The following is a 15,257-nucleotide window of genomic DNA, read 5'->3' on the forward strand; positions in this document are numbered from 1 at the left end:
CACCATACAAATATTGGTGAGGGTATATTAGATTACGCGTGTTCCGGCCACCGACCCGGTGCCGAATACATTCACGCCGCACGGATCAGACATTAATACCCAGGGAACACGGAGATTAATTGGGCATGAAGATCGTTCATCTAGCAGACACGCATCTCGGATTGGCGGCTTTTAACCGGGTCGATCCGGAGACCGGGATGAACCTGCGCGAACAACTCATCTACGACAACTTCCTTGCTGCCATCGACCGGATCATCGCCATGCGCCCTGACGTGTTCGTCCACGCGGGCGACCTCTTTCACCAGGTCAAGCCGAAGACCCGCGCCTACACGACGGCGCTCGACGCTCTCTCCCGTCTGCACGATGCGGGGATCCCGATGCTCGTGGTCGCGGGCAACCACAGCATGGCGAAGACCCGGTATACGGCGTCGCCGTTCGAGGTGCTTGAGCGGGGCGGCTACGCTGCAACCGACCTCTACGTCGCCCACCACAACCGCTACCGGCGAGTGGAACTCGGGGATACGGTCTTTCACCTGATACCGAATATGCTCGAGGTGGAAGGTTACCGGAGGGCGTTCGAGGGGATAGAGTTCGCCGGTGGCACGAACGTGCTCGTCACCCACGGCCTTGCGAGCATCCTGAAGGATAGGAGGCTGCACACCGTCGCCGAGCACGAGCTGGACGCGACGATCCTCTCCGACCGGTTCGACTACATCGCGCTCGGCCACTTTCACGGCCAGGTGCAGGTCGCCGACAACGCCTGGTACAGCGGGTCGCTCGAACACTGCAACTACGGCGAGATCGCGGAGGAGAAGGGCGGCCTCGCCGTCGATCTCGCGTCGGGCGAGGTCGAGCATATCGACCTCCCGCGCACACCGATGTTCAGCCTCGGGAGGATCAACTGCGACGGGCTCTCGGCGAGAGAGGTCGTGGACGGCATCATCGACGCTGCCGAGAACCACGGGAAGGATATCTCTCACGCGATCTGCCAGATAACGCTCGACGGGATACGCCGCGATACGCTTCGCGCGCTCGACCAGAAGGCGCTCCAGGAAATACGGAACCGTGCGCTGGACCTCAAACTGCAGGTGCTGGCCGTCGACGATCCGTCCCGGATACTCCACGAGGACTCGCTCGTCGGCATCGACTACGTCGCTGAGTTCGAGCGGTTCGTGGAGAAGGAGCACCTCGCTCCCGGTGATGCGGAGTTCGTGAAGAAGACCGGGACGGATGTCCTCCGGACGGTCATCGCGCGCCATAAAGAGGGAGAGCGTGCTGCTGAATAAACTCCGGATGCGCAACTTCAAGCGCTTCCGCGACCAGGAGATCGTCTTCCAGGACGGCATCACGGGGATCGTCGGGAACAACGGGACGGGAAAGAGCAGCATCGTCTCCGCCGTCCTCTTCGCCCTCTACGGCCTGCAGGGCACGGGGCTCGACGGGAACTACATCGTCAGCTCCTTTGCGGGGCCACAGGACGTCTGCGAGGTTCGCCTGGACTTCTCGGTCGGCGGCAACGAGTATGCCGTCGTCCGCAGGTTCAAACGCCGCGCCTCGTCAAACCTCCACGAGGCAAACCTCTACCTGAACCAGAAACTCCTCGCAAACAGCGTCCTGAACGTCGGATTGGAGGTGCAGCGGGTTGTCGGCATGGGGCCGGGAGATTTCCGCAACACCATCTACGCCGGGCAGAAGGACCTCCTTGCCCTGCTCGAGAGCAGGGCCGGTTCCCGGAAGGACTGGTTCATGCAGGTGCTGGGCATCGATTACCTCAAGAAGGACAGCATGGAGCACCTCAAATCGATCGTCGATGCCCGGGAAGGCGTCTTCCGGGAACTCTCCGGCCGGCTCCAGGAACTGGATGCCGAAGGGGTCCGCGACCGCCTTGCGGTGCTCCGCACGGAACTCGCCGGAGCACAGGAAGAGGCAAAACAAGCCCTGGAGAGAGAGACAGCGGCCGTGGAAGAGTTCGACGGTGCGCGCACGGCGCGCGACCGGCTGCTCTCGGTGCGCGAGCGTTACCTGCACCTTGCGCGGGAAGGGGAGATGCACGCGGCCGAGATCGAGCGGCTCCGGGCCGAGTGCCGGACAGCGGAGGGGGAGATCGCCGAACGGCAGCGGCTGCAGGCCGACCTCGAAGGACTTGCCCCCCTCGCCGGCCGCTACGAGGCCCTGAAGGCCGGGACGGCCGCGATGGCCGAGGAGAAGGCGCTCGCCGACCGCCTGACCGTCGAGGCGAAGACCGCAGAGGGGCAGGTTAAGGAGTACGGCGAGCGCCGGACGAGGGTCGAGAGAGAACTCGCCGCGCTTACGACAGATGCGGAATCGCTCGCCGGCCTCGAACGGGACGTCGGGGAGTGGCAGAGCCTCCGCGACCGGATCTCTGCGATGAAAGCGCTCCAGTCGGAGTACGACGCCCTCCGCGAGGAAGCCACGCGCATGGACGAGCGGTTCGCCCAGATCGAGCAGCGTGTCGGGGAGAACCGGACGGAGATCGAAGGGATCGAGGAGAAGGTCGAACGTCTCCGCACGCTCGAAGTGGAGATCGGGGAGTACGACGCTCTCCTGGCCCGCGAGGAGGTGTTCCTCCGGGCCCAGGAACTCGCCCGCGAGGAAGAGCGGTGCCTGCGGGAGGTCGCCACGGCCTCCGAAGAGATGGGCCTCCTCGAGAGCGAGATTGCCGGGCTTGCCCGGCAACTTGCCGGGATGGGCTCGATCGAGGATGAGATAGAGTCCGCGGAGAGCCGGAAAGAGTACCTGACATCGCGGATCAGCGCCTGCGCCGAGCGGCAGGAGGCGCTCCGCGAGGAGATCAAGAAACTTGCCGAGCACCGGGCGGAGATCCTCGCCGCCGGCCCGGAGGGGTCGTGCCCGACATGCCACCAGGGCCTCGGCGACCACTACGAGCAACTGCTCGGCGATCTTGCGGATGCCGGCGCGGCGATGCAGAAGACGCTCGCCGGCCTTGAGGGTGAGCATGCGAGGGCGACCGCCGACCGCGAGGCCCTCGTCGCCGCGCTGGCGGACCTCTCCGGACGGCGCACTGTCTCCCAGCGCTTAAAAGAGCAGCACGCGCTCTACTCGTCCCGGTATGAGCAGAGCGCGAGCGTCGCAGAGCGGTGGCGGGCCGAGGCGGAGCGTCACCGTGCGGCGGTTCGGGCGCTCGGCATGGAGGGGTACGACCCGGCGGCGCACGCCGCTCTCAAGGAGCGGATCCGCGTTCTTTTGGAGATGCGGACGTCGGCCGATACCCTCCGGGGCGAGTGCAGCCGCCTCCCCGCCCTCCAGAAGGAGCGGCAACGGCTCATCACCGACGTCGAGAGGTATCTCGCTCGAAAAGAGGAGGTCGAGACGAAACTCTCCCTGCTCGGGTTCGATCCGGCGGTCCGGCAGCACCTGGAGGCCGAGGCGCAGGCACTCGAACCGTCCTGGCGGGCATACACGGAGGCGCAGGCCCGGCTCACGCGGCGGCCGGCGCTGGAAGAGGAACGGGAGGACGTCTCCGCACGGATCACCGCACTCGAAGGGAGGCTGCAGGCTATCCGGGACGAACTCACCCGCCTCTCGTTCGACCCCGACCGGTTCGCACGCCAGAGCGAGGAGTTCAGTCGCGCTGAGGCGGCGCATCATCGGGCGCTCGAACTCCGCGTCCGCCTTGAAGAAGTCCCGAGGCTGGTCGAGGCGCTGGAGGCGAAGCAGGCCCTCCTCGCGAAGAGGGAGGCCGAACGGTTCCGGGTCGTGGAGGCCGCCGAAGGGCTCGGGTTCAGCGAAGAGGCGGTCACGGCAGCAGAGGAGCGAGCCTTGAAGTGCGAGCGAGACCTCCTCGCGGCGCGGGAGCAGCGATCCGCCGTTGCTTTCAAGATAAACGGCCTCAAGATGGATATCGAGAAAGAGACCGGGAGACTCTCGCGCGCGGACGACCTCCTCCGGCAGCAGGAAGCGCTCACCGAGGAGATCGCCCGCCTGAAACTGACCCGGTCGATGATCAAGGAGTATACCGATCACCTCCTCCAGGTGGTCAGGGACCGGATCGAGGAGGAGGCGGGGAGGGTGCTTTCGGAGATCACCGACGGGCGCTACAGCACCGTGATGCTCGACGACGACTTCACCGTCCTTGTCCACGACATGGGAGACGACTACCCGGCCGAGCGGTTCAGCGGCGGAGAACAGGACGACATCGCCATCGCCCTCCGGGTGGCGCTCTCCCGGTTCCTCGCCGAGGTGAACGAGATGCACGACTCAACGTTCCTGATCTTTGACGAGATCTTCGGGAGCCAGGACGAGGGACGGCGGGGCAACCTTCTCCGGGCGCTCCGGACTCAGGAGGCCCACTTCCCCCAGATCCTCCTGATATCTCACATCACCGAGGTCCAGGACGAGTTCTCGACGACGCTCATGGTCGAGATGGGCAGAGACCAGGCGAGCCAGGTCAGGGAGTTCGAATGACCGATCCGCATGCCGCCTACCGGGACGCGATCCGCCGGATCGCAGGGAAGATCCGCGATTACACCCCGCCCGATCTTGCCGGACGGTTCGCGGCCGCGAGCGGGTATGATGCATCGTCCTACCGCCGCTGCTCGTCCCGGTTCGACGGGGCGGTCTCTGCGGTGGACGGGAGCAACACCGTCATCCTCGATGCGGGCAGTTTTGCCGTTGCCGCCGTCCGGGCATCGGTCAGTTCGTACTCGGGCGGTTCGCGCCTCCACCACCGGACGACGCCCCTCCAGGTCGTCACGGTCAACCCGGGGAGGGGGAACGAGGACTTCGACGAGATCTATCACGACTGCTTCAACTGCCCGCCGAAGGTGCACCTCGACCACGAAGACCCGGTCCAGAACACCGCCGTCATACGGGACACCCTCGAGTTCTGGGCCGCGATGGAGATGGCCGCGGAGGTTGACGCCGGCGACCTCATCGTCCTCGACGGCACGCTCCAGGTTCGCCACGCGAGCCACGACGAGGTCGTCGAGAGACTCCTGAACCTCTGCAACCTCCGGGGGGTGCTCATCGCCGCGGTGACGAAACGGACGTCGCTCACCTGGGGCGGGGGACACCCGATCGTCCCGGCGGCGGAGGGGCTTGCGCGCGACCTCGGCGTCCCCGGACCCTGGTACCTCTGCGTCTCCACCCCCGAAGGCCTGATCGACCGCCGGGAGACGGACTCCTGGAAGCAGCGGGGCGAGCAGTACGTCGCGCGGCTGCACCCGCGGGCCGAGCGGGCGTTCAAGGTCGAGATCCCCGCGTTCTACAGCCCGGAGATGGTCGAACGGGTCTTCTCGGGGCTCGCGGCCTACGCCGACGACGGGCGCGTCACGGGCTACCCCTACCCGCTCCTCGACGCCCACCTCACGACGAAGATCGGGAGGGATGCGGTCGAGCAGGTCCGCCAGGATATCATCCGGGACATGGACCGGCTCGGCATGACCCGTACCGACTATACCGGCATCTTTGGTGACTATCATGATGAACTTGACCGATATTAGCGGCGGCGACGCCTCGAAGTACCGCCTGATCGGTGACCGGGTGCTCGCTTACCGGTTTGCCGTCCCCCATGACGCGGAACTCTATCTCGGCGACGTGTTGAAGATCACCGACAGTGTCAAAGGGCTGACGTTCTTTGCCAAGGTGAACGACCTCCTCCACGACTGCAACTTCGCCGACCCGAAGTGGGATACCCGTCCCCATACCGAGCACTTCTACGGGATAGGGGAGGACGTCTTCATCCTCGTCGAGGCGATGCCGCTCGGATACGTCGGCGGCGACGGCGCCTTCCGAAAACCCCGGACACTTCCTGCGAAGTTCTCCCGCGTGGAGCGCCCGGAGGCCCGCGACTTCGCGTTCCTCTCGCAGGTGATGGGCGAGATCGAGGTCGGCGTGATGAAGACCGGCCAGGGCGTCTTAAAAGACGTCAGGGTGGCGCTCCACGCACAGGTGATGCGCCAGCACATGGGCGTCTTTGCGACGACCGGCATGGGAAAGAGCAACTTCATGAAGGTCTTCTGCGCCTCCTGCATGCAGGCGCGGGAGTTCGGGCTCCTCATCGTCGACCCGCACGGCGAGTACGTGGCGGGAGGGCGGTCTTCGAGCGGGGAGGCGACGATGGGGCTCCTGCACTACCAGGCCGGCCGTGACGGGCTCGCGGTCTTCTCCACCCGGTCTGAGGATTACCGGAGGAGGTATCACCTGGACCAGCTCTACCTGGACTACGACGACTTCAGGGCGCCCGATCTCCTCCTCCTCTATGAGCACTCCCCGCCCCAGCGCGAGGTCGTGGAGATGCTCGAGAGCACGCCGGGCTCCGACGTGATCGACTTCTTCCAGAGCACCGATTTCGCGACCTTCGACGCCGGGACTTACACCGGCCGGCACCCCCGGATTGCAAACGACCTGAAGAACTTCTCGCCGAGCACCCTCTCGGTGATGCAGCGGCGGATCGCCGGCATGATGAACAGGAACCGGGGTTTCTTCCGGAGGCAGGGTTCATCGATCCCGGATATCTTAAAGGCGCTCCACGAGAACAAGGTCGTCCTGATCGACATCCCGGGGATGAGCGAGCAGAGCGAACTCTTCGTCCTCTCGATCATCACGCGTAAGATCATGCGCAGCCACCAGGGTGAGGAAGCCGGGGGCGAGGGAGAGCCCAGACAGGTCCTGATCACCATCGAGGAGGCCCAGCGGGTGCTGGGTTCAGGGTCCGGGAGCACCCGGACGTTCCGGGAAGCCGCGATGGAGGGCCGGAAGTTCGGCGTGGGGCTCTGTGTGGTTACCCAGCAGCCGAAGAACATCGACGCCCGGGTTCTCGCCCAGTTGAACACCTTCGTGGTGATGGGGCTCTCCGACCGGGGCGACCGCGACACCATCGCGAGCAGCGCAAAACAGGATCTCTCGCGCCTTGACACCGAGATTCAGACGCTTGAAGCGGGAGAAGCAGTCATCAGCACCATCGGGATACCCTTCCCGGTGAGCACCCGGATCCATCTCTTCGAGGAGTACATCGCAGACCTCAACAGAAGGCCGGCGGCAACGCCGATAGACGACGGGCTTGAAAAGGGATTCTAACAAGAATGCGAAGGTAATCTGGGCAGGAAACACTCGTTTCCGCCGGTCCCTTCACTGAATTGCTTGGCGCTCCCCGTGGGGGCGTCAGGATTGCTGTTTTTTCTCGACTTTTCGTATGGAGACACAGTTGACGACCGCATCCCCGGTCATGATGTAGCGTTTGACGATGACGCCGAGCACCTCGACCACGTCGCCCTTCTGCACGTTTTCTGCCGGCGAGGTGAACATCTTGACCGATATCTCACCTGTCCGGTCGGCGACGAGATACTGCGGCCGGTTGAGGAACTGGAAATAGACCCGCTCGACGACGCCCGTTATGCGCACCGGCTCGCCGAGTTTGTTCAGGTTGATCTCCCGTATCCGGGTGTTCTTTGCTTCCGCTTCATACATCGGCACCAGCGACGCATACTGACTCTGACTCATGTAGTTGAGTGCCATGGGTATGAGAAGCAGCATGATTACCGCGGGAACCGCCCAATACAGCGCGTATACATCCCCGACCGTGAGGACGTAGACGGCGATCAGGACAATAAAAAAGAGGAAGACGGCCACGGTAACGGCCGTCACCCTCACTTTGATATCTCCGATTTGCATCGTGATCAAGGTCTACTTAGGTCTACTTAAGGGCTGCAATTTCCTTTCTGAACGCGACCCAGTAGAGGACACCGACGAAGAAGAGACCTCCGACGATGTTACCGAGCGTGACCGGGATGACGTTGTTGGTCCACATGGCAACCCAGTTGACCGTGTCGACCGCCTTCGTGGGGTCGATGCCCGTGCAGAAGATACCTGCCGGGATGAAGTACATGTTCGCTACGCTGTGCTCGAACCCGCTGGCAACGAAGGCAAAGATCGGGAACCAGATACCGGCGATCTTACCGATCGCATCGTCCGCGCATATACCAAGCAGGACAGCGAGGTTGACGAGCCAGTTACAGGCGATCCCCTTGAGGAAGACCGACCACATTCCCATGACACCGAAGTAACTCGTCTTTGCGGTTGCTATGGCGATTGCTCTTGTACCAAACGCGGTGAGTGTTGCGGTTCCGGCGGCATCGAAGCTGACAAACGGGCCGTATGCCATGATGTACGCGAAGACCACCGACCCGATGAGGTTACCGATGTACACCCAGAGCCAGAGGTTGAGCACGCTTGCCCAGCTGACCTTGTGGATGAACGCTGCCATGGGGGCGAGCATCGCGTCGCCGGTGAAGAGTTCGGCACCGGTCATGATTGTGATGATAAGCCCCACAGGGAAGACAGCACCCAGAACGAGCTGGGCGATACCGGGACTCGCGAAGCCGAACCGCATCGCGACATCGGATGCCATGATACCGGTCGAACAGACCGTCGCCAGGGCAGCACCCATCGCGATGAACGCTCCGGACAGGAATCCACGAAGAACCATGTTCCAGGCAGGGAGTCCGACCTTGTACTTTCCGGAGTCTCCTGCTTTTGCTACGATAGCAACTGGAGGATGGAATACCATTTTTCATACACCTCTCTAAACGTCCTACCTACACCATCAGGTAATTCAGATGGATAGGTCTGATTAATCTGTAATCTGAGAGTGCTATTAATAGGTTTCGAAATGATCGTTATGGGTGGGGAATATATCCGGGATTGAGGCGTTTATCGACGCTGTAAGTTCATTCCTGCAATTAAACTTCATAAATAGGTAAATGATGCTATTAAAAATGCTTTTGGGGCCACGCGGATTATGGGTGGTTTTGGAAAGATATTTCTTCAGGTCTATGGAAGCTGCCGCGCCGATCATCCGATCTCCGACGACATCTGTGTCGGGACGGCAAATAGTTGGTAATATCACCGTAGAGGTCTGCGCGTCGGGATGTGTTCCAAAAACAGGATTTCCTACGGGAAGGCGGGTGATTTTAGGGAGGCGTTACGCACTTGTTTCCGTTTTTGATAGCCATCTCGGGTTCCGGGTCAGATTCCCCACCCGAACGGTCTATGGATGCCTGAGGTATCCCCTCTGCGGCCCCTCCCAGTCTCTCCAGGGATCGGCCGCACCCGGAACCCCGGCGCGGCAGGCGGCGCTGCCGGTAAAGGAGCCCGACTGCAGTTCGGCCACGATCACCGGGGTCTGTCACGGTGCCGCGGCAAGCGGCGACCGGCCGCACATTTTATCTTGAAGGACGGTCTTCGGTACAGCCCCGTCACGAACCCCCACTGGTGCTGCAACCTTGATGAGACGCATATGCTCAACCTCTGACGGCTGCGATCCCGCTCCAGCAGGGAAACCCGATCCCGGGACACCGGGGGTTACATGGACGTTGTCAGGCATCTCCGGGGAGCCATGCGGCAGGCTCCGGGAACGGGCACGCAGGGAAGTGGGGAAAGCACCCCGACCGGATGGACATATCTGGTGCTCAAGCTCCGGACGTCCCATCCGTCGCACTGCGGAGCGTCACCACAACACATCGAAGATCCGATGGCGATGATCTGGTGACCTTCAGTGCCCCCTTTGAAGAAAATCGCCCCCTACGCAGTTATCGCCCGGTTCTCACGATATCGGAGGGGCGATAAAAGAAGAGGGCGCCCCGGGTCGTCCGGCGGCGATGCGCAACCATTTATCATATACCGCTGCAAGAAGTTAACCAAATTAAATATGTGTTAAGCAACCACACCCCATATATCCCATGCAGATCGAGGAAACCGTCACACCTTACAGGAGGATCATACTTATCGCCGTCATTGTCGGGCTCATCTCCGGCATTGGCGCACTGTTCTTTTTTGAAGGGCTGAAATTAGGGACTGCATTTTTCATGGAAGGTATCGTCGGGTTCCACCTCCCAAAGGAAGGGCAGACACTCCAGGATATCGGCCAGTGGGCTCCTCCCGAGCACCTCTGGATGATCCTCCCCGTCATCTGCTTCGGAGGACTCCTCTCCGGCCTCCTGGTCTACACCCTTGCCCCGGAGGCGGAAGGCCACGGGACCGACGCGGCGATAAAGGCGTTTCATGGAGGGGGACGGGTTCGCTGGCGCGTCCCCCTCGTCAAAGCGGTCACTGCCGTCCTAACCATCTCGACGGGGGGGAGCGCCGGGCGTGAAGGGCCGACTGCACAGATGTCGGCCGGTTTCGGCTCGATCGCCGCCGATCTGTTAGGCCTCTCCGCCCGTGAGCGGAGGCTTGCCATCGCCACCGGTGTCGGCGCCGGAATCGGCACGATCTTCATGGCGCCTCTCGGCGGGGCAATTCTCGCTGCGGAGATCCTCTACAAACAGGACTTCGAAGCCGAAGCAATCGTTCCTGCGTTCCTTGCCTCTGTTATCGGATACGCTATCTTCGGTCTGGTTGAGGGGTTCGAACCGGTCTTCGGCCCCGCGGCAACCTCCTGGAATGTCTTCCAGATCCCTCTCTTCATTCTCCTCGGCGTGGTCGCGACGGCAGTCGGCCTGCTGTACATCAACACCTTCTACGGGGCAAACAAGGTTTTCAAAGGAATATTCAGCCGTTTCAATCTTCCAAATCACTTCAGACCCCTTGCCGGGGCATTCCTCACCGGCACGTTCGTTCTCGCTCTTGCGGCTCTCTCTCCCGAAGCGGCAATCGTCGGCCTCGGCAGCCTCGGAACCGGATACGGCTTTGCACAACTCGCGCTTTATAACATGCTCCCGATCGGAGTGCTACTCTTCCTCCCGTTTGCAAAGATCCTGACAACATCGCTCACCATCGGCTCCGGAGGGAGCGGCGGCGTCTTCGCGCCGGGACTGGTGATCGGGGGGGCGACGGGAGGCGCCTTTGGGTCCCTGCTGCACCTCGCGCTCCCCGGGATCGTGCCCGTCGAGTCCGTGCCGGTCTTCTTCATCGTCGGGATGATCGCTCTCTTCGGTGCGATCTCCCACGCACCGATCGCGGTCATGATCATGGTCGTGGAGATGACCGGCGATTTCTCCCTGCTCGTCCCGGCAATGGGTGCCGTCTCCGTGGCGGTCCTTCTCATCGGTCAGTCTACCATCTTCCGCGAGCAGGTGCTGAACCGGTCACAGTCAGCTGCTCACCGGGACGAGTATATGGTCGAAATTCTCCAGGATATTCACGTGGGCGACATTATGGTGCCCCGTGACCGGATCGTCGCCGTATCACCCGATGACACCACCGGGCGGGTGCTCCACCTGATCGACGAGACACTGCATACCGGATTTCCGGTGCTCGATGGAGAAGGGAAGCTCGTCGGCATTATCGCTCTTGATGATGTCAGAGATCACCGGATGAATGGCGAACACGACGTACCGGTGGAGAAGGTCATGAATTCACGGGTGTTTACCGTGCATCCTGCCTGTACGTTACGCGAGGCTCTGGATCTGATGACCGAACACGATATCCATCACCTGCCCGTTGTCCCGGCGGAGGACCCGAGGGCGCTCTCGGGATTTGTCGCACGAACGGACGTCATGAAGGCCTATGTCAGGAGAGCGTCGCAGTTAGGGGGAAAACGCCGCCTTACCGGGAACAGCACCCTGATTGAACCGGAAAACAGCCCTGACGGAAAAAAGGGATCGATGGTTGACGGTTGATCTCCGGTTATCTGAAGATATCGAAGATCTGGTCGCTCCCGGTGGCGATGAGCCGGTCGCGTTCCGCGCTCTCCTCGACGAGCGCGAGCACCGGCGGGGTCATGTCCTCACCGGGATGGAACCCAAACAGCCTCTCGAGATCGGTCTGGATGGCGTGGAGGAAGACCGAGTTCGAGATCTCCACCGGGCAGAGCTCCTCGCACTGGCCGCAGTTGACGCAGGAGTCGGAGATGTGCGCGAACCGGATCAGGTGGAACATGAACGGCGGCGGGATGACGCCGGGTTCGACCAGGTAGTCTTTCTTCGCGCTGCACTCGATGCAGTAGCAGATCGGGCAGTTCTCGATGCAGGAGTAGCACTTGATGCACCGGCTCGTCTGCTCCCGGATCTTGTTCAGGCGCTCCTTGCCCTCGCCGAGCGCACCGAAGTAGCGTTCTCGCCACCTGTCGCCGAGTTTCAGCATGGCGTTCTCGACCTTGCCGCGGATCTCGACCCCTTTGGGGTTCGCGGGTTCCGTCGCCACGGCATCTGCCGCAACAGCACTGTTGAGGAGGTTCGCGCCCTTCTCGGAGCAGACCTCGACGAACGTGGCGTTCCCGGCTTTATCGCCGATCACGCCCCAGTTCCCGCAGGCAAGGTCCGCCTGGCGCGGGATCTTTATCTTGCAGCGGCGGCAGTTCGAGCGGCGGCCGAGCCCTTCGTTCCCGAGGAGGTCCTCCGCCCCCTCCTCGAGCTCGTCGATCGATATGGAGGCATGTTCGCCGTCCTTTGTGACGACGATGAACTTCCCCTTGTCGATCTCTTCCTTGACGACATCATCGGGGTCCAGACCGAGTTTCTCCCGGACGACCGTCCGCGCCACCTCCGGCCGGATGGTGCCGCCGCAGTTGAGACCGATCACGATGATGTTGTCCAGGTTGACCTGCCCGCGCTTCGCCATCTCATACATCGCCTTGACGTCGCAGCCTTTGAGGACGGTTGCGATCCGCATATTCGGGTCGGCCGCGAGGAGGCACCGCCGCATCTGTTTGGGGAGGAGCAGGGTGCCGCAGTGGAGCGAGCCGGCAACCCCTCCGATCTCAGCGGGATCGGTGATCAGCGCCGGAACCGCGTCATAGACGTCCGCACCCTTCCTGACCGCAAAGACCCCGTCGACCATACCGCTCTTGAGAGCGTGGCGCAGCAGCGCGGTCACCGCCCCGCCGGTCTCCGCCTTCTCGCGGAGGTTTTCGTCCGTCGTCCATGCATAGAGCAGATCGCCGTTAACTGCCATCTCTCACACCTCCTCGATCTTCTCGACTTTCACGGCGCAGGCCTTGAACTCGGGGATCTTTGCGATCGGGTCAAGCGCGTTGTGAGTCAGTTTGTTCGCCGGATGCTCCTTGTAGTGGAACGGTATGAACATCACACCTTTGATGATCTCGTCCGTCACCTTCGCGGGGATGTCGACCGAGCCCCGCCGGGTGCTCGCCCGGACGACCTCGTCGTCCGTGATCCCGAGCGCTTCTGCGTCCTCGGTGTTGATCTCGATCCAGCCGATCGGCGCCTCCTTCTCCAGGCTCCACGACCGGCGGGTCATGGTGCCGGTGTGCCACTGCCAGATCGTGCGGCCGGTCGTGAGGACGAACGGGTACTCGGCGTCCGGCACCTCGGCGGCCGGTTTCCACTCGATGGGCGAGAAGACTCCGAGCCCGTCGGGCATGGCGAACGTCTCCCGATGAAGGATCGCCGTTCCCGGGTGCTCCTCGGTCGGGCAGGGCCAGTGCAGGCCGTCCGGGTCGAGGCGGGGGTAGGACATCCCGTGGTAGGAGGGCGTGACGGCGGCGATCTCATTGAAGACTGCCTCAGGGCTCTCGAACGCGAACTGCTCCGGATAACCCATCTTGCTCCCGAGTTCGCAGAGGATCTGCCAGTCGGGCTTCGCCTCGCCGGGGGGATCCTGCGCCTTCCTCCAGCGCTGGACGCGCCGCTCGGTGTTGGTCTGGGTGCCGTCTTTCTCCGCGTAGCAGGCGGCGGGCAGGACGACGTCGGCGAGTTCGGCGGTCTCGGTCATGAAGATGTCCTGCACGACCAGGAACTCGAGGTTTCGGAGTCCCTCCTCGGCATGCTGGATGTCCGGGTCGGAGAGCATCGGGTTCTCGCCCATGATGTACATCGCTTTGAGTTCGCCGGGCCTGTCGGCGAGGATGTTGATCATCTCCGTGACGGTGTAGCCGACCCTGCCCTCGGCAAGCTCGTCGACGCCCCACATCTCCTTCATCTTCTTCTGCGCCGGCTCGTCGGTGACCTTCTGGTAGCCGGAGTAGACGTTCGGGAGCGCCCCCATGTCGCAGGCGCCCTGGACGTTGTTCTGGCCGCGGAGCGGGTTGACGCCGGCCCCGGGCTTGCCCAGGTTGCCGGTCAGCATCATCAGGTTCGCCGTCGATTTGACGTTGTCGACGCCGGTGGTGTGCTGGGTGATCCCCATCGAGTAGATGAGCGCGGCGACGTCTGCGGTTGCGATCCACTCGGCGGCCTGCTTGAGGCTCTCGGCCGGGATCCCGGAGGTCTTCGAGACGTTCTCAAGGCTGTAGTCCTCCTTCATGACGACCTCCTTGAGGTTCTCGAAGTCCTTCGTCCGCTTCTGGATGAACTCCTTATCCTCCCGGCCGCTCTTGATGATCTCCTGCATCAGGCCGTTCAGGATCGCGACGTCGGTGCCTGATACGAACGGCATGTAGAGATCGGCCTGCCGGGCGGTCGGGGTGTAGCGCGGGTCGGCCACGATCACCTTTCCGCCGTTCTGCTTCGCCCGGACGATGCTCCGCGCGATCAGCGGGTGCTGTTCGAAGGTGTTACTCCCGAGGACGAAGATGCACTTCGACTCCCCGATATCCTTGATCGAGTTGGTCATCGCCCCGGACCCGAAGACCGCCGCAAGGCCCGCGACGGTGGACGAGTGGCAGAGCCGGGCGCAGTGGTCGATGTTCGGCGTCTTGAGCGCCACCCGGGCGAACTTCTGCATCAGGTAGTTCTCCTCGTTCGATGTCCGGGCGGAGGAGAGGCAGGCCATCTCCGCGGGCTTGTAGGACCTGAACTTCTCCGCGATCAGGTCGTAGGCTTCGTCCCAGGTCGCCTCGACGAACTTACCGTCCTTCTTGATGAGCGGTTTTGTGAGGCGATCGGAGCTGTTGATGAATTCATGGGCATAGCGTCCTTTGGGGCAGAGTTTGCCACCGTTGACGGGGGCGCGCTGCCAGTGCCCCACATCAAAGACCCTGCCGTCCCGGACGACAAGGTTGAACCCGCATCCGGTGCCGCAGTACGGGCATGTCGTCGATACATACTTGATCTCCATCTTTCTCCCTCTGGCAGGGACTACATACCGCCCGGGTTATATAATAAGAATGGTCACGGGCGATTTTCTGATGAATAATAGTGGGCTCCATCACGGCCCGGGTGAGCGGCAGGCGTGGTTCCGCGCAGGAGAAGGTGATGGTTTCGGGAATACAAGATCTGTCAGTCCCAGTACTTCGTTAATTTCAACGTCTGCAATCGACCCATGCAACCTCGCATAGCGACCTACAACGGGATCGGCAGACCCGGACTTCGCGGCTTCGCGCTCTTCGCGTGAGACTTCAGTATTTTCCCTACGACAACCTCACGCGGAAGCACGCG

At 62.4% G+C, this 15,257-nt stretch carries 9 protein-coding genes; 5 read left to right on the forward strand and 4 right to left on the reverse strand.

Going from position 1 to position 15,257, the window contains the following annotated elements:
• The first annotated feature begins 125 nt into the window (after positions 1-125).
• From FKB36_RS12120 to FKB36_RS12135, 4 genes are read left to right on the forward strand one after another with little or no spacing between them, the layout of a single operon-like run.
• On the forward strand, positions 126-1,286 hold the full coding sequence (locus FKB36_RS12120) for a metallophosphoesterase family protein (protein ID WP_261598348.1): 1,161 nt from the start codon (positions 126-128) through the stop codon (positions 1,284-1,286).
• Positions 1,273-4,446 carry an AAA family ATPase gene (locus FKB36_RS12125; RefSeq protein ID WP_261598349.1) on the forward strand — a complete coding sequence of 1,058 codons (3,174 nt, stop codon included), beginning with the start codon at positions 1,273-1,275 and terminating at the stop codon, positions 4,444-4,446. Before FKB36_RS12120 ends, FKB36_RS12125 begins: the two co-directional genes overlap by 14 nt.
• Positions 4,443-5,483: a DNA double-strand break repair nuclease NurA gene (locus FKB36_RS12130; protein ID WP_261598350.1), complete on the forward strand. Its 1,041-nt coding sequence runs from the start codon at positions 4,443-4,445 to the stop codon at positions 5,481-5,483. Before FKB36_RS12125 ends, FKB36_RS12130 begins: the two co-directional genes overlap by 4 nt.
• Positions 5,461-7,059: an ATP-binding protein gene (locus FKB36_RS12135; RefSeq protein ID WP_261598351.1), complete on the forward strand. Its 1,599-nt coding sequence runs from the start codon at positions 5,461-5,463 to the stop codon at positions 7,057-7,059. The genes FKB36_RS12130 and FKB36_RS12135 overlap by 23 nt, the downstream gene beginning before the upstream one ends.
• 84 nt (positions 7,060-7,143) lie before the next feature.
• Here FKB36_RS12135 and FKB36_RS12140 read toward each other — a convergent pair whose 3' ends face one another.
• Together FKB36_RS12140 and FKB36_RS12145 are read right to left on the reverse strand one after the other, a co-directional pair.
• Entirely contained in the window at positions 7,144-7,653 is a 510-nt protein-coding gene (locus FKB36_RS12140; protein WP_261598383.1) for a nucleotide-binding protein, read from the reverse strand.
• A 22-nt stretch (positions 7,654-7,675) separates the two neighbouring features.
• Positions 7,676-8,548: a formate/nitrite transporter family protein gene (locus tag FKB36_RS12145; RefSeq protein ID WP_261598352.1), complete on the reverse strand. Its 873-nt coding sequence runs from the start codon at positions 8,546-8,548 to the stop codon at positions 7,676-7,678.
• Positions 8,549-9,719: 1,171 nt separating this feature from the next.
• Between FKB36_RS12145 and FKB36_RS12150 the strand changes: the two genes are divergently transcribed.
• Complete coding sequence (locus FKB36_RS12150) at positions 9,720-11,600, forward strand: chloride channel protein (RefSeq protein ID WP_261598353.1); 1,881 nt, start codon at positions 9,720-9,722, stop codon at positions 11,598-11,600.
• 7 nt (positions 11,601-11,607) lie between these two features.
• Here FKB36_RS12150 and FKB36_RS12155 read toward each other — a convergent pair whose 3' ends face one another.
• Positions 11,608-12,873, reverse strand: coding sequence for a Coenzyme F420 hydrogenase/dehydrogenase, beta subunit C-terminal domain (locus FKB36_RS12155; protein ID WP_261598354.1), 1,266 nt, complete (start codon positions 12,871-12,873; stop codon positions 11,608-11,610).
• Positions 12,874-12,876: 3 nt separating this feature from the next.
• Positions 12,877-14,937 carry a formate dehydrogenase subunit alpha gene (gene fdhF / locus FKB36_RS12160; protein ID WP_261598355.1) on the reverse strand — a complete coding sequence of 687 codons (2,061 nt, stop codon included), beginning with the start codon at positions 14,935-14,937 and terminating at the stop codon, positions 12,877-12,879.
• Positions 14,938-15,257: the final 320 nt, after the last annotated feature.

Source organism: Methanoculleus formosensis, assembly GCF_025384765.1.
Taxonomy (GTDB): domain Archaea; phylum Halobacteriota; class Methanomicrobia; order Methanomicrobiales; family Methanoculleaceae; genus Methanoculleus; species Methanoculleus formosensis.